The organism is Chromatocurvus halotolerans (assembly GCF_004340525.1).
GTDB classification, from domain to species: Bacteria; Pseudomonadota; Gammaproteobacteria; order Pseudomonadales; family Halieaceae; genus Chromatocurvus; species Chromatocurvus halotolerans.
The window spans coordinates 53510-75049 of sequence record NZ_SLWX01000004.1 but is presented as its reverse complement, the minus strand read 5'-3'; the positions used below and the strand labels follow the sequence as shown (position 1 = coordinate 75049).

General features: G+C 64.9%; 23 protein-coding genes. All 23 read left to right on the top strand.

The annotated features are described in order from the left end of the window. Positions 1 to 11: 11 nt before the first annotated feature. The 23 genes from EV688_RS06010 to fliI all read left to right on the top strand — a co-directional run bounded on the left by EV688_RS06010 (position 12) and on the right by fliI (position 21471). Positions 12 to 752, top strand: a complete 741-nt coding sequence (locus tag EV688_RS06010; protein WP_117314859.1) for a flagellar basal body rod protein FlgF — start codon at positions 12 to 14, stop codon at positions 750 to 752. Between the two features lie 5 nt (positions 753 to 757). Then, the gene (locus tag EV688_RS17785; RefSeq protein ID WP_276309844.1) at positions 758 to 883 is read left to right on the top strand and encodes a hypothetical protein; all 126 of its coding nucleotides are present in this window, start codon (positions 758 to 760) and stop codon (positions 881 to 883) included. A gap of 53 nt (positions 884 to 936) precedes the next feature. Then, positions 937 to 1719, top strand: coding sequence for a flagellar basal-body rod protein FlgG (flgG, locus tag EV688_RS06005; RefSeq protein ID WP_117314858.1), 783 nt, complete (start codon positions 937 to 939; stop codon positions 1717 to 1719). Positions 1720 to 1730: 11 nt separating this feature from the next. After that, a complete protein-coding gene (gene flgH, locus EV688_RS06000; RefSeq protein WP_117314857.1) occupies positions 1731 to 2426 on the top strand; it encodes a flagellar basal body L-ring protein FlgH in 696 nt (231 codons plus the stop codon). Positions 2427 to 2437: 11 nt separating this feature from the next. After that, positions 2438 to 3568, top strand: a complete 1131-nt coding sequence (locus EV688_RS05995; protein ID WP_117315235.1) for a flagellar basal body P-ring protein FlgI — start codon at positions 2438 to 2440, stop codon at positions 3566 to 3568. Positions 3569 to 3570: 2 nt separating this feature from the next. Further along, complete coding sequence (locus tag EV688_RS05990; protein ID WP_117314856.1) at positions 3571 to 4029, top strand: rod-binding protein; 459 nt, start codon at positions 3571 to 3573, stop codon at positions 4027 to 4029. 48 nt (positions 4030 to 4077) lie between these two features. Further along, positions 4078 to 5955 carry a flagellar hook-associated protein FlgK gene (gene flgK, locus EV688_RS05985; protein WP_117314855.1) on the top strand — a complete coding sequence of 626 codons (1878 nt, stop codon included), beginning with the start codon at positions 4078 to 4080 and terminating at the stop codon, positions 5953 to 5955. 6 nt (positions 5956 to 5961) lie between these two features. Continuing rightward, positions 5962 to 7152, top strand: a complete 1191-nt coding sequence (gene flgL, locus EV688_RS05980) for a flagellar hook-associated protein FlgL (protein ID WP_117314854.1) — start codon at positions 5962 to 5964, stop codon at positions 7150 to 7152. Positions 7153 to 7356: 204 nt separating this feature from the next. Beyond that, a complete protein-coding gene (locus EV688_RS05975; protein ID WP_205686482.1) occupies positions 7357 to 8925 on the top strand; it encodes a flagellin N-terminal helical domain-containing protein in 1569 nt (522 codons plus the stop codon). A gap of 156 nt (positions 8926 to 9081) precedes the next feature. Beyond that, the gene (locus EV688_RS05970; protein WP_162883784.1) at positions 9082 to 9399 is read left to right on the top strand and encodes a flagellar protein FlaG; all 318 of its coding nucleotides are present in this window, start codon (positions 9082 to 9084) and stop codon (positions 9397 to 9399) included. A 173-nt stretch (positions 9400 to 9572) separates the two neighbouring features. Further along, on the top strand, positions 9573 to 10940 hold the full coding sequence (gene fliD / locus EV688_RS05965) for a flagellar filament capping protein FliD (RefSeq protein ID WP_117314852.1): 1368 nt from the start codon (positions 9573 to 9575) through the stop codon (positions 10938 to 10940). 56 nt (positions 10941 to 10996) lie between these two features. After that, complete coding sequence (gene fliS, locus EV688_RS05960; RefSeq protein ID WP_205686481.1) at positions 10997 to 11440, top strand: flagellar export chaperone FliS; 444 nt, start codon at positions 10997 to 10999, stop codon at positions 11438 to 11440. Further along, positions 11437 to 11769: a flagellar protein FliT gene (gene fliT / locus EV688_RS17395; RefSeq protein ID WP_162883783.1), complete on the top strand. Its 333-nt coding sequence runs from the start codon at positions 11437 to 11439 to the stop codon at positions 11767 to 11769. Before fliS ends, fliT begins: the two co-directional genes overlap by 4 nt. A gap of 11 nt (positions 11770 to 11780) precedes the next feature. Next, positions 11781 to 12320 carry a PilZ domain-containing protein gene (locus tag EV688_RS05955; RefSeq protein WP_162883782.1) on the top strand — a complete coding sequence of 180 codons (540 nt, stop codon included), beginning with the start codon at positions 11781 to 11783 and terminating at the stop codon, positions 12318 to 12320. 212 nt (positions 12321 to 12532) lie between these two features. Then, positions 12533 to 13618, top strand: a complete 1086-nt coding sequence (locus tag EV688_RS05950; protein WP_117314850.1) for a sigma-54 interaction domain-containing protein — start codon at positions 12533 to 12535, stop codon at positions 13616 to 13618. Between the two features lie 84 nt (positions 13619 to 13702). Further along, on the top strand, positions 13703 to 14890 hold the full coding sequence (locus tag EV688_RS05945; RefSeq protein ID WP_117314849.1) for a sensor histidine kinase: 1188 nt from the start codon (positions 13703 to 13705) through the stop codon (positions 14888 to 14890). Continuing rightward, entirely contained in the window at positions 14887 to 16251 is a 1365-nt protein-coding gene (locus tag EV688_RS05940) for a sigma-54-dependent transcriptional regulator (protein WP_117314848.1), read from the top strand. Before EV688_RS05945 ends, EV688_RS05940 begins: the two co-directional genes overlap by 4 nt. Beyond that, positions 16248 to 16382: a pentapeptide repeat-containing protein gene (locus tag EV688_RS17865; RefSeq protein WP_117315230.1), complete on the top strand. Its 135-nt coding sequence runs from the start codon at positions 16248 to 16250 to the stop codon at positions 16380 to 16382. Before EV688_RS05940 ends, EV688_RS17865 begins: the two co-directional genes overlap by 4 nt. 18 nt (positions 16383 to 16400) lie before the next feature. After that, positions 16401 to 16718, top strand: a complete 318-nt coding sequence (fliE, locus tag EV688_RS05930) for a flagellar hook-basal body complex protein FliE (protein ID WP_117314847.1) — start codon at positions 16401 to 16403, stop codon at positions 16716 to 16718. 27 nt (positions 16719 to 16745) lie between these two features. Continuing rightward, positions 16746 to 18401 (top strand): flagellar basal-body MS-ring/collar protein FliF, encoded by a 1656-nt coding sequence (gene fliF, locus EV688_RS05925; RefSeq protein WP_117314846.1) that lies wholly within the window; start codon positions 16746 to 16748, stop codon positions 18399 to 18401. Further along, on the top strand, positions 18394 to 19410 hold the full coding sequence (gene fliG / locus EV688_RS05920) for a flagellar motor switch protein FliG (RefSeq protein WP_117314845.1): 1017 nt from the start codon (positions 18394 to 18396) through the stop codon (positions 19408 to 19410). Before fliF ends, fliG begins: the two co-directional genes overlap by 8 nt. Next, entirely contained in the window at positions 19403 to 20077 is a 675-nt protein-coding gene (locus tag EV688_RS05915; RefSeq protein WP_162883781.1) for a FliH/SctL family protein, read from the top strand. The genes fliG and EV688_RS05915 overlap by 8 nt, the downstream gene beginning before the upstream one ends. A gap of 62 nt (positions 20078 to 20139) precedes the next feature. Beyond that, positions 20140 to 21471 carry a flagellar protein export ATPase FliI gene (fliI, locus tag EV688_RS05910; RefSeq protein ID WP_170144465.1) on the top strand — a complete coding sequence of 444 codons (1332 nt, stop codon included), beginning with the start codon at positions 20140 to 20142 and terminating at the stop codon, positions 21469 to 21471. The last annotated feature ends 69 nt before the right edge of the window (positions 21472 to 21540 follow it).

The following is a 21540-nucleotide window of genomic DNA, read 5'->3' as shown; positions in this document are numbered from 1 at the left end:
GGACGCTGCTGATGGATCGCCTGCTGTATGTCAGCATGACCGGTGCCCATCGGGTAATGGAGGCCCAGGCCCGCAACGCGCAGAACCTGGCGAACGTCAGCACCACCGCGTTCAAGGGCGCACTCGACAGCGCCGCGGCGCAGAAAATCGAGGGCCCCGGCATGCCGACCCGCTACAACGTGGAAACCCGCGACTCCCGGCCCGACCTGTCGCCGGGAGCGCTGCAGTCCACCGGCCGCGTGCTCGATGTCGCCGTGCAGGGCGAGGGCTGGATGGTGGTGCAGGATGCCAATGGCGGTGAGGCCCTGACCCGCCGCGGCGACCTGCAGGTGGACGCCAACGGTCTGCTGCGCACGGGTGATGGCAACCCGGTGCTCGGCGACGCGGGACCGATTGCGATTCCGCCCTACAAGGAAGTGTCCCTCGGCGCTGACGGCACGCTGTCCATTGTGCCGCTGGGCCAGGGACCGCAGGCGCAGGCGATACTCGACCGCATTCTGCTGGTGCGCCCCGATCCCGACACGCTGCAGCGTGGCACGGACGGTCTGTTTCGCGCCGCCGACGGAGAGGTGCCGCCGCCGGATGCGGATGTCCGCCTGCTCACCGGTCACCTGGAGGCCAGCAACGTCAATATGGCCCAGTCCATGGTGGAGATGATCGAACTGGCAAGGCAGTTCGAGATGCAGGTACGCATGCAGCGCGCAGCGGACGAGAATGCCGATACCGCGGCGCAGCTGATGCGCATGGGCTGAACCGCATGATGATCAAGCCTGGCAGTCACGACACGGCTATCGAGAGCGCGATGGCCGAGAACACGATCCTCGAGAACATGACTCTCGAGAACACGGAAGAACGCACCCTGATACACAAGAACGCACCCTGATACACAAGAACGCACCCTGATACACAAGAACGCACCCTGATGAGAGCAGCGACATGAGAGCACTTTGGATCGCCAAGACCGGCCTCGACGCCCAGCAGACGCGCATGGCGACGGTGTCCAACAACCTGGCCAACGTCAACACCACCGGCTTCAAGCGCGGTCGCGCTGTGTTCGAGGACCTGGTGTACCAGAACGTGCGCCAGGCCGGTGGGCAGCAGTCGCAGAATACCGAAATGCCCTCCGGTCTCTACCTGGGCACCGGCGCGCGGGTGGTGGCCACCGAGAAGATGTTCACCCAGGGCTCGCTGGTACAGACCGAGAACGCCTTTGACGTTGCCATTCAGGGGCGCGGCTTCTTCCAGATTCTCATGCCCGACGGCACCCAGAGCTACACCCGCGACGGCTCTTTCCAGGTGGACTCCATCGGCCAGCTGGTGACCGCCTCCGGCTACCAGATCCAGCCCGCGATCAACGTGCCGGTGAATGCCCGCAGCGTCACGATCGGCGTCGACGGCACGGTCAGCGTGCAGCTGCCGGGGCAGGCCGCGCCGGTGCAGATCGGCATCCTGCAGACCGCCGATTTCGTCAACCCCGGCGGTCTTGAGCCCCGCGGCGAGAACCTGTTCGTGGAAACCGGCGCCAGCGGTCCGGCCCTGATCGGCACGCCGGGCATCAATGGCCTTGGCACCCTCGTGCAGGGCATGGTGGAAGGATCGAACGTGAATACGGTGGAGGAGCTGGTGAACATGATCGAGACCCAGCGCGCCTTCGAGCTGAATTCCCGCTCCATCCGCACCTCCGACGAAATGCTGCAGTTCGTCACCAACAACCTGTGAGGGTACGCGCTGTGACAGTATTTGCCTCGAGGGTTGCCCGCCGGGCGCTGGCGGTGGTGTCCGTGGTGCTGCTCGGTGCCTGCGCCAGCCCCCAGCCGATCCGCGACTGGACGGCTACCCTGCCGCCGGAGCCGCCGGTGCCGGAAGCCGATCAGGCCAACGGCGCCATCTACCAGATGGCGACGGGTATCTCCCTGTTTGGCGACGTCAAGGCGCGGCGCGTGGGCGACACGCTCATTATCCAGCTGGCGGAGCGCACCAACGCCTCCACCAGTGCCAGCACCAGCACCAGCAAGAGTGGCTCCGCCAGCATCGAGAACCCGACCCTGTTCGGCGAGCAGTTCACCCGCGGCGATGGCATTCCCCTGTTCCAGAGCGAGTTGAGCGCCGGCCGGGACTTCGAGGGCGAGGGCGACAGCGCCCAGAGCAACAATGTGGAGGGCAACATCTCGGTCACGGTGTACCGCCGCCTGCCCAATGGCAACCTGATTGTGCGCGGCGAGAAGTGGATTACCGTGAACCAGGGTCGCGAATTCCTGCGCGTGGCGGGCATTGTGCGCCCGGCGGATATCGGTGCCGACAACTCCGTGCCCTCCTTCAAGCTGGCCGATGCGCAGATTGAATACAGCGGTCGCGGCGCCCTGTCCGATGCCAACAAGCAGGGCTGGCTGAGCCGCTTCTTCAACTCACCGATCTTTCCTTTCTGATGAGCGCTGTCATGCCTTCACTGTTCTCACGGCGCACCCGGTTGCTGGTGCTCTGTCTGCTGCTGCCAGGTCTTGCGCTGGCGCAGAGCTCCGGTCCGACGGAGCGCATCAAGGACCTCGCCTCTGTCGGCGGTGTACGCACCAACCAGCTGGTGGGCTACGGTCTGGTGGTGGGTCTGGACCGCTCCGGCGACCAGACCGCCCAGGTGCCGTTCACCCTGCAGGCGCTGAACAACATGATCCAGCAGTTCGGTATCACGGTGCCCTCGGATATCGTCCCGCAGCTCACCAACGTGGCCGCCGTCTCGGTGCACGCGGATCTGCCTGCCTTTCTCAAGCCGGGCACGCGCCTGGACGTGACGGTAAGCTCGCTGGGCAACGCGCGCAGCCTGCGCGGTGGCAGCCTGTTGATGACTCCCCTGAAAGGCGCCGATGGCAACGTGTATGCCCTCGCCCAGGGCAGCCTGGTGGTCAGCGGTTTCGGTGTCGAGGGGCAGGATGGCTCGAGCATCACGGTAAACGTGCCCAGCAGTGGCCGCATTCCCAGTGGCGCCACGGTGGAGCGCGAAGTGCCCAGCGCCATTCTGGAAAAGGAATATCTGGTGTTCAACCTGCACACTCCCAATTTCACCACCGCCCACCGCATGGCGGAAACCATCAACGACACGCTGGGTCCGGCCACCGCGCGTCCCCTGGATGCCGTGTCCGTCGAGGTGCGGGCGCCCCTGGATCCAACGCAGCGCATCGCCTACCTGTCGGAGCTGGAGAACCTGCGCGTGTCGCCGGGGACGGCGCCGGCCAGGGTGATCATCAATTCACGCACTGGCACCGTGGTGATTGGCAGTGAGGTGCGGGTATTGCCCGCGGCCGTCGCCCACGGCTCCCTGTCGGTGACCATCACCGAGCGGCCGGAAGTGGTGCAGCCGGGCGCCCTTGCCGGTGGTCAGACTGCCGTGGTGCCGCGCACGGACATCGAGGTGCAGGAGGGCGACGGGCGCATGTTCCTGTTCGATGCCGGCGTATCGCTGAACGAGATTATCCAGGCGGTGAACCAGGTGGGCGCGGCCCCCAGCGACCTGGTGGCCATTATGGAAGCCCTCAAGGAAGCGGGCGCCCTGCGCGCCCAGCTGATCGTGATCTGAGCATGGCAATCCCGGGCAGCAGCGGCGTGGCCTTTGATGCCGCCGGCTTCAGTGGCCTCAAGCTGGCGGCCCAGCGCGAGGACCCCGAGGCGGTGCGCGAGGCGGCACAGCAGTTCGAGGCGCTGCTGGTGCAGAACATGCTCAAGCACATGCGTGCCGCCAGCCAGGATGAGCTGTTTGGCAGCAGCCAGATGGACAGCTATTACGAGATGTTCGACCAGCAGGTGGCGCTGGACATGGCGCGCAAGGGCGGCTTTGGCCTTGCGGATGTACTGGTACGACAGCTGGAGAGTGCGGCCCGTCAGGCGCCAGTGGAGGCACCGGGCCGCGACATCACGCCGGAACCGTCCCAGGGGCTGAGCAAGGGGCTGAGCAAAGTGCTTTCCGGAGCCGGGGCGGCTCAAGAAATTCTGTCACCTGCCGCTATACCTCTTAAAGCGCGTTCGGGTGCCTCTGAGTGAGTGTAACGGGACGCCAGTTGCCGGCGGATAGCCGGCTCGAGGATTCGCATGGTTGATTTCCTGAATACATCCCTGTCAGGCCTGCAGGCAGCGCAGCGTGCCCTGGCCACGACATCGAACAATATCGCCAATGCCGCGACGGAGGGCTATAGCCGTCAGCGCGTGGATTTTGGCACGAGGCCCGCCCAGTTTACCGGCGGCGGGTTCCTCGGTACCGGGGTGCAGGTGAACGATGTGCGTCGCGTCTACGATGCCTTCCTGGGGGAAGAGGTTCGCTCCGGAACCACGGGCGAGTCGCGCCTGACAGTTTTTTCCGAGTTGTCCGGCCGTGTCGGCGACTTGCTGGGCAGCGGCAGCGGCGGGCTGTCACAGGGCCTGCAATCATTTTTCGACTCCCTGCAGTCGCTGGCCAATGACCCCGCCTCCACGCCGGTGCGTCAGACACTGCTCAGTGAGGCTGATTCGTTGACGCGCCGTATCGGCACTATCGATGGCCAGCTGGTGTCGATATCTTCCGAGGTTAGCGGCCGCATCGACAATTCCGTGGCCACTATCAACAGCCTGGCACAGGCGATTGCCGACACCAACGATCAAATAGCTTCCGCACCGGGTGCGGCCAATGGCGATTTTTCCAGCGATCTGCTGGATCAGCGTGATCGTTTGTTGCAACAACTGTCCTCGGAAGTCGAAGTTAGCGTGGTGCCCGCAGCAATGGGGACTGCAAACGTGTTCATTGGCAATGGCCAGACGCTGGTTCTGGGCAACGACGCCATCACCCTGTCCAGCGGTGCGGGCGCTTTTGGGCCGGCCTTGCGCGATGTCTCGGTGGGCGGCTCGGTGGTGACCGGGCAACTGAGCGGCGGCGCGCTGGGTGGCCTGCTGGATTTCCAGCGCGAGGTGCTGGACCCGGCGCGCAACGACCTGGGGCGCACCGCGGTGGGGCTGGCCGAGTCGTTCAATGCCCAGCACAGTCAGGGGTTCGATCTCGAGGGCAACTTCGGCGACGATTTCTTTGCCGTGGGTGGCCCCCGCGTGTTTGCGGCCAACGGCAACAGCGGAACGGCTTCGGTGGATGCCAGTATCGACTCCGCGGGGGCGCTCACCGGCAACGACTACCAGTTGCAGTTTGATGGCAGCAACTATTCACTGGTCAACACCAGCAGCGGCCAGCCGGTGGCCCTGTCCGGCAGCGGCACGGCGGCAGACCCGCTGCGTGCCGACGGCGTGTCCATCGTGGTTGGTGGCACGGCCGCGGCGGGCGACCGCTTTGCTATCCAGCCCACGCGTCAGTCCGCTGCGGGCTTTGCCAGGCTGGTGGACGATACCGACGAGATTGCCGCGGCTTTCCCCATTCGCACAGCGGCATCGCTGAACAACGTCAGCGATGCCAGCATTTCCGGGGGTGAAATACTCGACGTCAGCGACCCGGACCTGCTGACGCCGGTAACCATCCGCTTCGTTGACTCCAATACCTTCCAGATCAACGGCGCGGGGGCGTTTGCCTACACATCCGGCGACGATATCGAGCTCAACGGCTACCAGTTGCAGATCGCTGGCGGCCCCGTAGCCGATGATGAATTCACGGTGTCGCCAAACACCCAGGGCGTCGGCGACAATCGCAATGCCCAGGCGCTTGCAGCGCTGCGCGACACCGGTGTGCTGGAGAACGAGCAGCGCTCGGTGGTCCAGCAGGCGGACGTTCTGCTGGCCAGTGTCGGCAACGCAACAGCAGCGGCACAGACTGCGCTGGAATCCCAGTCGGCATTGCTGCGCAGCAGCGAGGCGGCGCTGCAGTCGGTCACCGGCGTGAATCTGGAAGAGGAGGCGGCCAATCTGATCCGTTTCCAGCAGGCTTACGAGGCCAATGCGCGGGTCATCCAGATCGCCAATTCGACCTTCCAGTCACTGCTCGCGGCCTTCAGGTAGATCATTATGCGTATTTCCACCCAGATGTTGTTTCAGCAGGGGCTGAACGGGATGCTCGAGCAGCAGGCGCGTTCAGCAAAGACGCTGGAACAGCTGGCCACGGGCCAGCGGGTCAACCGCGTCTCCGATGACCCGGCGGCGGCAGCGCGCATCCAGGAGCTGGATCGGGCGGTATCGCAGCAGACGACGTTTCTCGACAATATTGGGCGCACCCGTCAGCGCTTGTCCACGGAGGAAGGCAGCCTGGAGTCCGCCGGCACGGTGATACGTCGGGTGCGCGAACTGGCCGTGCAGGCGGCCTCGGACACCACGGGCAGTGAAGGCCGACGGCTGATCGCCGTGGAGCTGCGTCAGCGGGCCGAGGAACTGGTCGATATAGGCAACAGCCAGAGCGGCGAGGGCGAGTTCATTTTTGCCGGCGCCCAGAGCCAGACGCGTCCGTTCGTTCCCGACGTCGGCGGCATTCGCTATGACGGTGACAGCGTCCGCCGCGGGCAGGTGATCGGCCCGGGCACCACCATGGCCGAGGGCGATACCGGGGATGACCTGTTCATGCGTATCCGCAACGGTGACGGCGTGGTGGCCGCAGGGTCGGTGACAGGCAACACGGGCACTGGCGTGATTCGCGCCGATGGCAGTGATAGCGGTGTCTACGACGGTACGAATTTCACAATCCGCTTCACTGATCCTGAAAACTACGAAATCCGCAACGCCGCCAATACGGTGGTGGATACTGGTGCCTACCAGCCCGGCGGCGTGGTCAGCCACAACGGCACGCAGCTGGTGATCACCGGCGCCCCCGCTGCCGGCGACGAGTTTGCCGTGACGCCGGCGCGCTACGAGAGTGCTTTCGCCACCATCAGCAATCTGGCTGATGCCCTGGAGCAGTCCGCGAACAGCGATGTGGCCCGCACCAGTCAGCGTCAGGCGATAGATGATGCCCTGGCGCAGCTCGATCGCAACGAGACCCGCCTGCTGGAAGTGCGTGCTTCCGTCGGCGCGCGTCTTAACACTCTGGATAACGTACAGGAGTCCCAGGAATCCCTGCGCTTCTCGCTGGAGACCCTGGTTTCGGACGTGCGCGACCTGAACTACCCGGAAGCGATCAGCCGCCTGCAGCAGGAACTGTTTACCCTGCAGGCCTCACAACAGGCATTCACCCGCATCCAGGGCAACAGCCTGTTCCGATTCCTGTAGACTCCGCAGGCCCCGTGTCCTTCCCCGGGCCACAGGGCGCATCCTCTTTATACAGGCCGCAGCAACCCCACCTGAAAATAGTTCTAAAGTTTTTCCCCCACGCTCCGCTAATAGATGTGAGGAAGCCATTCACGGATCTGCCTCACCACCCTGCCCAGGCAGGTCCGGACGAAGTCGACCGGTAGGTGAACATAAGGCAGGTCGGTGCAAAACAGCAGCGGCAGTTCCGAGGAGGAATTCAAAATGCCCCAGGTCATTAACACCAACATCCAGTCATTGACGGCGCAGCGCAACCTGAACCAGTCTCAGTCAGCCCTGCAGCAATCCATCGAACGCCTGTCTTCCGGTCTGCGCATTAACAGCGCGCGGGACGACGCGGCCGGCCTCGCTATTTCCGAGCGCTTCACGACCCAGATCCGCGGTCTGAACCAGGCCGTGCGCAACGCCAACGACGGCATATCGCTGGCGCAGACCGGTGAAGGCGCGCTGAGCACCATCAACAGCAACCTGCAGCGCATTCGCGAGCTGGCGGTGCAGTCGGCCAACGCCACCAACAGCTCCTCGGATCGCGCCGCGCTGGACCAGGAAGTGCAGCAGCGCCTCGCTGAGATCGACCGCGTGTCGAGCCAGACGTCGTTCAACGGCCAGAAGATTCTGGATGGTACCTTCGGCAACGCCCAGTTCCAGGTGGGCGCCAACGTGGGCGAGACCATCTCGGTCAATCTGTCTACCAGCGTTCGGACCACGCAGATCGGTAAGACGGCGGATTACGTGCAGAACACTGCATTTGATGATTCATTAAATGTAGGCCAGCAGGGCGGAGGCGTCACAACTAGCAATCTTACAGCAGGGGACCTGACCCTTGCGCTTGGCTCTTCGCAGGCGGTGGAAGTGGGCAACTCATCGACATTTGCTACGACCACAACAGGGCAAGGGCAAGCCAGTGCGTTCGCGAAAGCCGCCGCGATTTCCGCTGCGGGCATTGGTGGTTTAACGGTTGATGCGGACACCACAGTTCAAGCCCAATTCGCTACCACGTCTGGTGGTACTGGAGAAGCATACTCACTCTCGATTAATGGCCAGGCCATCTTCACGACAAATACAGAAGCGTTGGATGGCAACGCAGTGGCAACCGCAATCAATGCCAACGCGTCTGCCACCGGCGTCACAGCACAGTTTTCCGGCAGCACGATGACTTTGCAGGCGGTCGATGGTCGAGACATAACGATTTCTCAGACAAAGGAAAATGGAGGCACACCTAACCAAGGCTTCACGACAACACCCGCGGCGAATAACACATTCAATGGTGCGTTGGACTTCAGCACGGCCGCTGATGGGTCAGCCAACGCAGTAACCGCGATAGGTTCAATTCGCCTGACTGCTTCAGAGGCCATCGTGATTGGCGGTGATTCTCCCGGCAATGCGGGTTTCACAGCAGGCTCTCTGGCCCTGGGTGCTGAAGCCCTGAGCACGGCCAGTGTCACCACGGTGGCCAACGCGGAAACCACGATCTCCCGCGTGGACGCGGCCCTGACCTCAATCAGCTCATTGCGCAGCACCTTCGGTGCCATCCAGAACCGCTTCGACTCCACGATCGGCAACCTGGCGACCACGACCGAGAACCTGGAGGCGTCACGGTCGCGGATTCGCGATGCGGACTTCGCCGCTGAGACAGCGGCCTTGACCAAGGCGCAGATTCTGCAGCAGGCTGGTATTTCCGCCCTGTCGCAGGCAAATGCGCAGCCGCAGAACGTCCTGGCCCTGCTCCAGTAAGCGCGGCTGACATCGTGGCTTTGGCAGACGGAGTCCGGCGTTTACGTCGGGCTCCGTTTGTCATTTGAGTGAGGACTGCAGGAGATGGACAACGGCATCTCTACTAACCAGGCAAGTCTCCGACCCGCGCCACCATCTGCCCGCGGTGAGGATGCGTTGAGCACGACGAATGCTGTTCCACCGGCAGAAGCCTCCACGACCGTTTCCGAGGTCGAGCCACTGCGCGACGCCGCGCGCCCGGCAGCAGAGACGAAAGAGTCTCTGGAAGCGCTGAGTCAGCGTCTCAATGACTTCATGCGGGAAACCGCACGCGAACTGGAGTTTCAGGTCAACGATGACGGGGGTTCGGTGGTCATTTACGTGCGCCAGTCAGAAACCGGCGAGATACTGCGTGCGATTCCCCCCGAGGAGGCCCGAGGTCTGGCGGACAGATTGAGTGAGGGTGCCGCCACGCTGATTTCGCAGCTGGCCTGAAGCTTGCGAGCTGATCGGAAGTTGGCCGGGAGTTCACAGGCGTTGACTTCGCATTAGAACCTCGCTAGCTGTGGCACAGGCGGGTACCACAAACGCAGTGGCAGTAGCCACAGAACAGACCGCGTGAAAACAGACCGCGTGAGAATGCGGTCGAAGCAGGGAGTATTGGCACCATGGCAAGCATACAATCACTGGGCGCCGGCTCCGGACTGGATCTGGACAACATCGTCAAGCAGCTGGTCGCTGCCGAGCGCCAGCCGGTGGAGCTGCGGCTGGCGCGCAGCGAGGCGCGCTTCCAGTCGCAGCTGTCCGCCATGGGAACTATCAAGGGCGCACTGTCTGCCCTGCGCGATTCTGCCCAGGCACTGAGCTCCGGATCGGGGCTCAACGCCCGCACAGTCACCTCCAGCAATCCGGATGTTTTCAGCGGCACTGCGGCGGCCGGTACGGCCACGGGCAGTTTTGATATCGAAGTGCTTTCCTTGGCCACCGCCAACAAGGTCGCCAGCGACCCTTTCGCCGACCCGGATGCGCAGATCGGCACCGGCACCCTGACGCTGTCGGTCGGCGGTAAGGCTTTCAGCCTGAACGTCGATGCAGGTGAGGGCAGTCTGGCCAGCATACGCGACGCCATCAACGCCGCCCCCGACAACACCGGTATCTCCGCGGCCATTCTCAACGAGGATGCCGGCAGCCGACTGGTGCTGACAGCCAGGGATACCGGCGCTGCCAATACCATTGGCGTTGCCGCGAGCGGTGGCGATGGTGGTCTCGCGGCCCTGACCACGCTGACGCAGCTGCGCGCTGCCAGCGACGCCTCGTTGACGGTGGATACCTTTGCCTTCTCCAGCCCCAGCAATAACGTCGAGGGTGTCATCGAGGGTCTGACCCTGAACCTGGACAAGGCCAACCCGGGCACGGTGGAAACGCTGGCAGTCAGCGAGAATCGGGCGGCGGCGGTGGGCAGGGTGCGCGATTTCGTCGATAAGCTGAATGCCTTCAATGAAGCCGCGTCGCGCGCCGCGTCTTACAATGCCGAAACCCGGGAGGCTGGCCCGCTCCTCGGGGATGCCACCTTGCGCGGCATTGATAGTCGAATCCAGCAGATTACGGGCTCCCAGGTGCGCTCGGCCCAGAGCGCCTTCAACAGCTTGCCTGCGCTTGGCATCACCACCAACGAGGCCGGCAAGCTGGTGCTCGACGAGGGCCGCCTCAATCAGGCGCTGGAGGCCGAACCCGGTGTGCTGACGCGCGTGTTGGCCGGTGGCGATGGCGTGGCGACAGCGCTCGGGGGGTATCTTGATGGCGTGCTCGGTTTCGACAGCCTGATCGCCAGCCGCGAGGAAGGGCTCAAGAACAGCCTGAATGGTATAGGCGAGCAGCGCGTGGCGCTGGATCGGCGCATTGCCGGCATCGAGGCGCGGTTCGTTGCCGAGTTCGCCGCGCTGGATGGCCTGGTAGCGAGTCTGTCTCAGACCGGGGATTTCCTGCAGCAGCAGCTGGCGAATCTGCCGGGTACCTTCAACAACAATCGTCGTTAAAGAAAGTTCTGATACGGCCGCTACGCAAAACATCGGCATAAGAAGGATGGCCTCGAATGAATGAAATGGTGAACGCGTACCGTGCCAGCGATGCCCTCGCGGCGGAATATGCCAGTCCCCACCAGCTGATCAGCATGCTGTTTGATGGCGCTCTGGAAAGGCTGGCGAGAGCAATCGGCCACGTCAGGCGTGGTGAGGTTGCGGAAAAGGGCGAATGTATCGGGCGCGTCGTCCTGATCCTGGATACTCTGCAGTCAAGCCTCGATTCAGCGGCGGGGGATGGCGCTCTGGCGGGGAATCTTGCTGACCTCTACGATTACATGATGCTGCGATTGACCGAGGCAAATCTGCGCACCGATCCCGCGATATTGACAGAGGTTCACGGATTGCTCGACGGTCTGGCCGATGCCTGGCGCTCAATAGGGCCTGAGCTGGCCGCAGCAGAGGGCAGGGATGCGGGTGCTGCCAATGGCTCGTCCAAGACATCGGGAATCTCATGACTCTGTCGGTCACCAGCCGCCGCATGGATGAGGTGGTGGCCTTGGGTAGAAGTATCCGCCAGTATGTTGAGGAAGCGGATATCGAGACCGCAGGCCAACTCGCCGCCGAGCGCCACCAGCAACTACGGGACCTGTTCGACGACCCGGGTGTCGAGGCTGACGAAGACTCCCTCGCGCAATGGATGCGCGATATCCTGCGCGAGGACCAGAGCCTCATGCAGGCACTCGCCGAGCTGCGCAGCCGCATGGAGCTGGAGCTGGGCGACAGCCGCCGCTCCCTGCGCAACGCCCGCGCCTATGCCGCCGTGGCCGAGAACCCTGGCCGGTAACGGCGGCCGCCTTGCTCAACTACACCGACTACCTGCCGCTGGAGTGGACGCCGGGAGACCCCGCCGACGCCGACGACAAACAGCGGGTTGCCACCAACCTTTATGTGCTTGAGGCGGTTGCCGCCGTCGAGGATAACGTGCCGGGGCGGCTGCACGAAGAGCAGCCCGAGCTGCAGCTGGAGCTGCAGCGTCTGGACGCCAAGCTGCAGCTGCTGATGGACATGGTGGCACGCCTGCTGCGCCGCGAAGAGAGCTTTCCACAGCGACACGCGGTGCGCATCGCGGTCGATCTCATCGAGGTTGCCGGGGATCTCCCCGGTATGAGTCCCGGTGCCGAAGGTCTCCTCTCGCTGCACCTGCACCCGGCCATCCCCGCGCCGCTGCAGCTTTCTGGCAGCGTGGTGGATGACGCCCGGGACAATGAAGGCCACTGGCTGCACTTTCAGGCAGGCCCTCTGTCAGATCCGGAGAAAGAGGCGCTTTCCCGTCACGTTTTCCGCCACCACCGTCGGGGAATTGCCGCGGCGCGTCAGGCCGGGCCGCCGGACTGAGACCCAGGTCCCGTTTTTCGACACCCCCACCGTCAAAAAATTGGTGTTCGACGTCGCAACCGCTGGAAAATGCGTGTAATGTTGCGAACCGAACAGACGCGTAGAAAACGTCGAGTCCAGTCAAAGAACAGTCACCACACAAAAGCCGCACAACAACCACGACAACAGCGACGTGCACTGACGCACCGTCACACAGAGGGAGACCGTGAAACATGCGCGCACCCGGCGAGCCTGTTCCTCACACTAGCAGCATGACCTACAGTCACGCCGGCACCCCGCCAACAGCGACGCGCCTGATCGGCGACTCCGCTGCCATGGCCGCTGTGCGCTCACTCATGGCGAAGGTGGCCACGTCGGAAACGGCCTCGGTGCTGATACTCGGTCAGTCCGGCACCGGCAAGGAGCTGGTGGCGCGGGGTATCCACGACCTGTCCCGCCGCGCCGGCAGACCGTTTGTGCCGGTGAACTGTGGTGCCATCCCCGGCGAGTTGCTGGAAAGCGAGCTGTTCGGCCACGAAAAGGGCGCCTTTACCGGCGCACTCACCCGCCGCCGCGGCCGTTTTGAACTGGCCGATGGTGGCACGCTGTTCCTCGACGAAATCGGCGACATGCCCCTGGCCATGCAGGTGAAACTGCTGCGGGTGCTGCAGGATCGCAGCTTTGAGCGTGTCGGCGGCACCCAGACGCTCACCAGCGATGTGCGCATTATCGCGGCCACCCACCGGGATATTGAAGGCCGTATCAGCGACGGTCTGTTCCGCGAGGACCTGTTCTACCGCCTGAACGTTTTCCCTATCCAGATGCCGGCCCTCTGTGAGCGACTGGAGGATGTGCCGCAGCTCATCCGCCATTTCCAGTCCCAGCTTGCCGAGCCCGCCGAGTTCACCCCCGCGGCGCTGGCGGCCCTGCAGACCTATGACTGGCCGGGCAATGTGCGCGAGCTGGGGAATCTGGTCGAGCGCATGGGCATCATGCAGCCCGGCCACCAGGTGCAGCTTCGGGACCTCCCCGAGCGCTATCTGCAGGGTCAGCCGCCGGCACACCTGGTGTCTGCGCAGGGGCCGGCGCCAGAGCCGTGCGATGATGCGACGCTGGCGGGGTCCGGCGTCCCCATGCTGCCCGCGGAAGGCGCCAACCTGAAGGATTATCTGGCCAGCATCGAGATAGCGCTGGTGCAGCAGGCGCTGCAGCGAACCAACGGTATCGTGGCCCACAGCGCGGAACTGCTGGGTCTGCGGCGCACAACACTGGTGGAGAAAATCAAGAAATACGGCATCGATCTCGACACCATCGGATGACCCGCGGGCCATTCGGCCCAACTCTGGTACGTTAATTGCTTTCTCCTGCAGGACAGTGTCGCTGCAGCAGGAGAAGTCTGTCTCATGGACGGCAATCACGACCCGCTAGAAAGTCCCTACAACGCCTTCAACCGGCTGTCGGAAGAGCTGTCCTCGGCTTATATCGGTCTGGCGGAGCGCGCTGCCGGGCTGGAGGCAGAGCTTGCTCGCTCGCGGCGCGAGAAGGAACGGCAGCGCGAAGAGAAAGAGCACCTGGCGGACCGGCTGGCGGCACTGCTGGATTCGCTGCCCGGTGGCGTGGTGGTTTACGCCAGTGAGGGTTGTGTGACCGCCAGCAATGCGGTGGCGCGGGACTGGTTCGGCGCGGACCTGCAGGGCCGGCGCTGGGCCGGGCTGCTGGCATCCGGCCATCTGCGACTCATGGATGATGGACGGGAACTGGAAACGGCGGCCGGCAGGCAGCTGGTCATGTCGCAGCGCTATGTGCCCGGTCGCGAGGAGACCATTGTTCTCCTCACCGATGTCACGGAAGAACGGCGCCTGCAGGCCGAACTGGAACAGAACCGCCGTCTCGCCACTATGGGGGAAATGGCAGCGCGCCTGGCCCACCAGATCCGCACACCGCTGGCCACGGCGCTGCTTTACGCCAACCATTTGACTGACAGCGAACTGAATGCCAGCCAGCGTCAGGGTTTTGGCGCCAGGCTGTTGGCGCGCCTGCGGGATCTAGACCGGCTCACCCGCGACATGCTGGGCTTTGTCCGCGCCGCGCCGGGTCGTCCCCGGGACGTCGCTCTGTCCGCGCTGTTTGATGACGTCTGCCAGACCCTCGACGCGGCGGTTCGCGACGGCCGGCAGCTACATATTCGCGACAGTGATGTCGAGGGCGTGCTGCGCGGCGATCGTCAGGCGCTCACCGGCGCATTGTGCAACCTGATCGAAAACGCCTGGCAGGTCGGTGGCCCGGCGGTGGTGGTGAAGCTTGCGGCGAGGGAATCGGCGGCGGGGTCGATCGAGATCGTCGTCGAGGATAACGGGCCGGGGGTGGATGCCGAGGTCAGTGAACGCATTTTCGAGCCGTTTTTCAGCGTCCGCAGCGGTGGCACGGGGCTTGGCCTGCCGCTGGCTCGCTCGGTGGCGGAAGCGCATCAGGGGAGCCTGCGGCTGGAGCAGCGCTGCGGTGGCGGTGCCCGCTTTGTCCTGCGCCTGCCGCTGCATGCCCGCGAGGCTAGCGTGGGCCACCAATTCGTCCTCGCCGGAGATAGCCGATGAGCGATTTCCGCATACTGCTGGTGGAGGATGACGATAACCTCCGCGAGGCGCTCCTCGAGACCCTGGCGCTCGGCGGTTTCGCGGTGGTGACGGCCAGCGATGGCAGCGAGGCGCTGCGGCGGCTTGCCGAGCAGTCCTACGCGCTGATTATCTCCGACATCCAGATGCAGCCCATGAGCGGCCTGGAACTGCTGGCCGCGGTGCGTGAGCAGTATCGCGACACTCCCTTGATGCTGATGACGGCCTTCGGCACCGTGCCCCAGGCCGTGCAGGCCATCCGCCAGGGTGCCATGGACTATCTGGTGAAGCCAGTCGAGGTGAACCAGCTGCTGGAGCGGGTACGTCGCTTCCAGAAGGCCGCCGATAGCGCCTTCGAGCTGGTGGCCGCCGACCCGCAGACTCAGTCCCTGGTCAGCCTGGCGCGCAAGGTGGCCGCCGTCGATATCAGCGTGCTGCTGTCCGGCCCCAGCGGCAGCGGCAAGGAGGTATTTGCGCGGTTTATTCACACCGAATCCGACCGCGCTGGCGCGCCCTTTGTGGCAGTGAACTGCGCCGCCATTCCGGAGCAGATGCTGGAGGCAGAGCTGTTCGGTCACGAAAAGGGCGCCTTTACCGGGGCGGCGAAGGTCCGGGAGGGCAAGTTCGAAAGCGCCGATGGCGGTACGCTGCTGCTGGACGAAATTACCGAGATGGACCTGGGGCTGCAGGCCAAGCTGCTGCGCGTGCTGCAGGAGCGCGAGGTGGAGCGACTGGGCAGCAACCGCGTCATTCCCCTGAATGTCCGGGTGATCGCCACCACCAACCGCGATCTGGCCGCCGAGGTGGCCGCAGGTCGCTTTCGCGAGGACCTGTACTACCGGCTGAACGTGTTTCCGCTGCACCTGCCGCCCCTGCGTGACCGGCCCGGCGACATCGAGCCGCTGGCCCTGCGCGCGCTGTCGCTGCACGCCCGCGGCCGGCCGCCGGGTCTTGCGCCCTCGGCCCTGCGTCGCCTGCGCGCGCACCCCTGGCCCGGCAATGTCCGCGAGCTGGACAACGTGATCCAGCGTGCGCTGGTGCTGTCATCGGACGTGGAAGACCTGCAGGCCGAAGACCTGTTTTTCGAGCAGCCCGCGCCTGTTGCGCGGGCGGGTGTAGCGCCGGAGCCGGAGCGGGGCGGCAGTCTGCAGGCGGCACTGGAAGACCGCGAGAGCGACGAGATTGTCGCGGTGCTGCGTGAAGAGGACGGGCACCGCGGGCGCGCCGCCCAGCGCCTGGGTATCAGCCCGCGCACGCTGCGCTACAAGCTGTCGCGCATCCGCAAAAGCGGCGTGCCCATTCCCGGTGACGGCAGCGGCGCCTATGCCGCGGCGGGGCGCTGAGTCGTGGCGCACGGCTCAGTGGCGCACGGCTCAGTGGCGCACGGCTCAGTGGCGCACGGCTCAGTGGCGCACGGCTCAGTGGTGCAGGGCTTAGCGACGCAAAGTACAGCGGCGCACCGCAGACAGAATGACTGTGAAGGAGTCAGAACATGAGCGATATTGCCATCCAGCAGGTGCTGACGCAGATGCGTCAGATAAAAATCGAGGCCGGATCCGGAGCCAGTGAGGCAGAGCCGGTGGATCAGGGCGAGTTCGCCAGTCTGCTGAGCCGCTCCATCGAACAGGTGAACGCCAATCAGCAGGCCTCGGCCGAGCTGAGCGCGGCGTTCGAGCGCGGCGAACCGGAGGCCGACCTTGCCACGGTGATGATTGCCGGCCAGAAGGCGCGGGTATCCTTCGAGGCCCTGGTGCAGGTGCGCAATCGCCTGGTAGAGGCCTACCGGGAAATCCAGAACATGCCGATATGATCACTGCCGACGTGAGGAACTGACCCGGTGGCCGCTCAGGAATTGACAACCGCAAGATCCGCCGAGAACCTGGTCGACCAGGTGCCCGGGCTGCGTCAGCTGCTGCTGCTGGTGGGGCTCGCCGCCGCCGTGGCGCTGGGGGTATGGGTGGTGCTCTGGTCCCGGGAGGACAGCTACCAGGTGCTGTTCAGCAACCTGGCGGATCGCGACGCCGTCGAGATTGTCCAGGTGCTCGAGAGTGCAGGGGTGCCCTATCGCTATGAATCCGGCGGCGGCGCGGTGCTGGTGCCCTCGGATCAGGTGCATTCGGCGCGACTGCAGCTGGCCTCCCAGGACCTGCCCAACAGTGCCGGGGTCGGTTTCGAGATGCTCAACCAGAGTAATGGCCTGTCCGACAGCCAGTTCGTCGAGACCGCCCGCTTCCAGCGCGCGCTCGAGGTGGAGCTGCAGCGGACCATCGCCAGTATCAGTGCGGTGTCGGCGGCGCGCGTGCACCTGGCCGTGCCGCGCCAGACCGTATTCGTGCGCGACCGCGCTCCGGCGGGGGCCTCCGTTCTGGTCAATCTCTACCCTGGCCGCCGGCTGGAGCCGGCCCAGGTCGGCAGCATCATCAATCTCATTGCCTCGTCGGTGCCCGACATGGAGCGCAGCCAGGTCACGGTGGTAGACCAGAACGGCAATCTGCTGTCGCCCGACCCGGACGCCGAGGACGCCGATGGCAAGAAAAGCATCGACGAACAGGCAGAGCGCATGGAGGTCCGCCTCACGCAGCGCGTGGAGGAGCTGCTGGCGTCGATCGTCGGCATGGACAATGTGCGCGCCCAGGTGGCGGTCAGTCTGAATCCGGAAATGCGTGAAGAGACCCAGGAGCTGTACGACCCGGAGAGCCCGGTGGTGCGCAGCGAGCAGCTGAGCGCCGAACCGGCTGACGCGATGCGCGGCGGACGGGGCGTTCCCGGCGCGCTGAGCAACCAGCCACCGGTGGCCGAGCCCGAGGTGGCGGGTGCGGAGAACGGCGACGCTGCCGACGAGGAACCCATGGCGACGCGCAGCCTGCGCAATTACGAGATCAGCCGCACAGTGCGCTACGTGCAGGCGCCGGTGGGTGCCATCCGGCGGCTCAATGTCGCGGTGGTGCTGAATCAGCGCACGGTGGCCAATGCCGAGGGTGAGCCGGAATCGGTGCCCTACACGGAAGAGGAAATCGAGCGCTTCAGCGAGCTGGTGCGCAAGGCGGTCGGCTTCGAGGAAGCGCGCGGCGACGCCGTCACCGTGGTCGGGACGAACTTCCTGTATCGCGACAATCCCGACGAGCAGGAGCTGCCCGAGCCCTCCTTCCTCGACGATTTCGATCTGCTGGGGGCCCTGCGCGTGATTGCCGCCCTGGTGGTGATTATTCTGTTGATATTCATGATCATCCGGCCCACGCTGCGTCAGCTGCTCGCGGTGCCGCCGCGGGCGCAGATGCTGCCGCCGGCCTTTGCCCAGGGCTTGCCCGCCGGTGCTGGCGCACAGGGTGACGCGAGCGCTGAGGCGCGGGCGGAGCGCGAGACCCGGGAGGCGCCGAAGCGTGGACCCGCAGAGGAGTTCGAGGAGCGGGTGTCGAATGCGAAGCAGATTGTCAATCAGGATCCGAAGCGGGTTGCGCAGGTGGTGCGCGATTGGGTGAACGAAGGTGAGTGACGAGAAAAAAGGGGGCCAGGAGCCGCTATCTGGCGTCGATCGTGCCGCGATTCTGCTGATGTCACTCGGTGAGCAGGAGGCGTCCACGGTGCTCAAGCACATGGGTGCCCGGGAAGTGCAGAAAATCGGCAACTCCATGGCATCGCTCAGCGGCGTCAGCCGGGACCAGGTGAATCAGGTGCTGGATGCCTTCATCACCTCGGTAGAGGAGAAGACCTCGCTCGGCGTGGGATCGGATGACTACGTACGGCGCGTCATGCAGGAAGCCCTGGGCGACAAGGCATCCAACATGATCGATCGGATTCTGCTCGGTCGCGACAGCAAGGGGCTGGAGTCCCTGAAGTGGATGGATGCGCGCAGCGTGGCGGACATGATCCGCCAGGAGCACCCGCAGATCATCGCCATCGTCCTGTCGTACCTCGACAGCGATCAGGCGGCCGAGATTCTCAGCCTGCTCCCGGAACGCGCCCGGCCCGACGTGGTCATGCGTATTGCCACGCTGGACGGGATCCCGCCGTCGGCGCTCAGCGAGCTGGATGATGTCATTCAGAGGCAGTCGACCGGCAGCGAAAACGTAAAGTCATCCAGCGTCGGCGGTGTGCGCACGGCGGCCGAGATTCTCAACCTGGTGGACGGGCTGACCGAACAGGGCGTTCTGGACGCCGTCAGAAAATCCAATGAGGGCCTGAGTCAGCGCATTCAGGACGAGATGTTTGTGTTCGAGAATCTCGCCGATATCGACGACCGTGGCATACAGACCATTCTGCGCGAGGTGCAGACCGACCTGCTGGTGGTCGCGCTGAAAGGGGCCGATCAGACGGTGAAGGACAAGCTGATGAAGAACATGTCGCGGCGCGCCGCCGAGATGCTCAACGAGGACCTGGAAGCCAAGGGTCCGGTGCGGCTGGCCGAGGTGGAGGCCGCGCAGAAGGAGATCCTGGGAGCGGTGCGCAACCTTGCCGATCAGGGCCAGATAGAGCTCGGCGGCAAGGGCGATGAATATGTCTGACATTCTGTTTCGCGAACAGCTGCCGCCCATGGAGCGCTGGCAGCTGGAGGACGTGGCGATCGCCCGTGCGGCCCGCGTCGGTGGCGCACGACCTGCTGCCACCGCGCCAAAACCGAGCGCCGCCGATCTCGAGGCCATCCAGAAGCAGGCCTGGGATGAATCCTACGCCCGCGGGCTGGAGGCCGGCCGGGCCGCCGGCAAGGCGGAAACCGACCGTCAGGCGGCGCGCCTGGGCAAGATTGTCGACGCCATGGTCAGTCCGCTGCAGGAGATTGACGATCAGGTCGAGGAAGAACTCACCCAGCTGGCGCTGGCAGTGGCGCGCCAGATTATCCGGCGCGAGCTGGCGGTCAATCCCTCGCACGTGATCGCCGCAGTGCGCGAGGCCCTGGCCGAGCTTCCCTCGAGCACCCGCGATATACGGGTAGTGCTCAATCCCGACGATGCCCAGCTGGTGCGCGAGGCCCTGTCCCAGCCCAGCGGTCCCGCTTCCTGGGAAATTGTTGAAGACCCGGTGATTGAGCACGGCGGCTGCCGGGTCATCAGCCCCAATACCACCGTGGATGCCTCGCTGGAGGCGCGCATCCGCGCCGTGGCATCCCGGGTGCTCGGCGGCGACCGGGACGATGATGCCCTGGAGCCGGATCCGCCGCCGGATGCCCAGTGAGTGACATTCCTGTGAGTGACATTCCCGAGAGCGAGACGCGCAACGCCCGCTGGGCCGCCAGGCTGCGGCAGCGCCGGGAAGAGGCGGTGCCGGGCGCTACGCTGTGGGCGACCGGCCGGCTGCGTCGGGTGGTGGGCCTGACGCTTGAGGCCGTGGGTGTCGAGGCCGCATTGGGGGAGCGCTGCTGGGTGTTGCCCGACCGCGGACCGCGTCTGGAAACTGAGGTGGTGGGCTTCTCCGATGACAGTCTGTTCCTGATGCCGGTGGAGGAAATCCGCGGCCTGTCGCCACGGGCCCGTGTGGTGCCTGCGGGGATGGCGCTGGACGCGCCGGTGGGCAAGCGGCTGCTGGGGCGGGTGATAGACGGTGCCGGCAATCCGCTGGACAGGCTGGGCCCGCTGCTGCCGGACGCCCGCTCGCCCATGATGGGGCCGCTGATCAACCCGCTGGACCGCCACCCCATTCGCGAACCCCTGGATGTCGGGGTGCGAACCATCAATTCCCTGTTGACCGTAGGCCGCGGCCAGCGTCTGGGCCTGTTTGCGGGTTCCGGCGTCGGCAAGTCGACGCTGCTGGGCATGATGACGCGCTTCACCGCTGCGGATGTCGTGGTGGTTGCCCTGATCGGCGAGCGCGGTCGCGAGGTGCGCGATTTCATCGAGAACACCCTGGGGCCGGAAGGTCTGCGCCGGGCCGTGATTGTGGCCACGCCGGCGGACCAGGCGCCGCTGATGCGCATGCGCGGCGCCTGGCTGGCGACAGCAATCGCCGAGCATTTCCGCGATCAGGGCCTGAAGGTCCTGCTGCTGATGGACTCCCTGACGCGCTTCGCCCAGGCCAAGCGTGAAATTGCCCTGGCGGTGGGTGAGCCGCCGGCGACCAAGGGCTATCCGCCCTCGGTGTTTGCCAGCCTGCCGGCGCTGGTGGAGCGCGCCGGCACCAGCCAGACCGGCGCAGGGTCCATCACCGCGTTCTACACGGTGCTTGCCGAGGGTGACGATACCAACGACCCTATCGCCGACGCCGCGCGGGCCATTCTCGATGGGCACATCGTGCTGTCACGCACGCTGGCGGAGGAAGGCGTGTATCCGGCGATCGATGTCGAGGCCTCCATCAGCCGGGTCATGGCCGACATCACGTCCGAGGCGCATCAGCTTGAGGTGCGGCGCTTCCGGCAGATTTTTGCCGCCTACCGGCAAAATCAGGATCTGATTGCCGTGGGAGCCTATCGCAAGGGTGCCGATCCGCGGGTCGACGAAGCCATCGCGATGCGACCCGCCATGCTCGAATTCCTGCGCCAGGGCAGCACCGAGCCGGTGAATCTCGACGCCAGCTTCTCGGCCCTGGAGCAGCTGCTTGGCGGCGACTCCGATGCTGCGGAAAATGGCACATGACTTGCAGCCCAGGCCATAAGAGAGGATTCATTGTGCAAGTCGCCACAGCCATGCGCTAGACTGCAAGGG

Coding starts and splice junctions, on each gene's coding strand:
- EV688_RS05940 (WP_117314848.1), top strand. CDS start 14,887: ATGAGCGATTTCCGCATACTGCTGGTGGAGGATGACGATAACCTCCGC.
- EV688_RS05915 (WP_162883781.1), top strand. CDS start 19,403: ATGTCTGACATTCTGTTTCGCGAACAGCTGCCGCCCATGGAGCGCTGG.
- fliS (WP_205686481.1), top strand. CDS start 10,997: ATGAATGAAATGGTGAACGCGTACCGTGCCAGCGATGCCCTCGCGGCG.
- EV688_RS06010 (WP_117314859.1), top strand. CDS start 12: ATGGATCGCCTGCTGTATGTCAGCATGACCGGTGCCCATCGGGTAATG.
- fliE (WP_117314847.1), top strand. CDS start 16,401: ATGAGCGATATTGCCATCCAGCAGGTGCTGACGCAGATGCGTCAGATA.
- EV688_RS05995 (WP_117315235.1), top strand. CDS start 2,438: ATGCCTTCACTGTTCTCACGGCGCACCCGGTTGCTGGTGCTCTGTCTG.
- fliD (WP_117314852.1), top strand. CDS start 9,573: ATGGCAAGCATACAATCACTGGGCGCCGGCTCCGGACTGGATCTGGAC.
- flgL (WP_117314854.1), top strand. CDS start 5,962: ATGCGTATTTCCACCCAGATGTTGTTTCAGCAGGGGCTGAACGGGATG.
- EV688_RS17785 (WP_276309844.1), top strand. CDS start 758: ATGATGATCAAGCCTGGCAGTCACGACACGGCTATCGAGAGCGCGATG.
- EV688_RS05950 (WP_117314850.1), top strand. CDS start 12,533: ATGCGCGCACCCGGCGAGCCTGTTCCTCACACTAGCAGCATGACCTAC.
- flgK (WP_117314855.1), top strand. CDS start 4,078: ATGGTTGATTTCCTGAATACATCCCTGTCAGGCCTGCAGGCAGCGCAG.
- fliT (WP_162883783.1), top strand. CDS start 11,437: ATGACTCTGTCGGTCACCAGCCGCCGCATGGATGAGGTGGTGGCCTTG.
- EV688_RS05945 (WP_117314849.1), top strand. CDS start 13,703: ATGGACGGCAATCACGACCCGCTAGAAAGTCCCTACAACGCCTTCAAC.
- EV688_RS05990 (WP_117314856.1), top strand. CDS start 3,571: ATGGCAATCCCGGGCAGCAGCGGCGTGGCCTTTGATGCCGCCGGCTTC.
- flgG (WP_117314858.1), top strand. CDS start 937: ATGAGAGCACTTTGGATCGCCAAGACCGGCCTCGACGCCCAGCAGACG.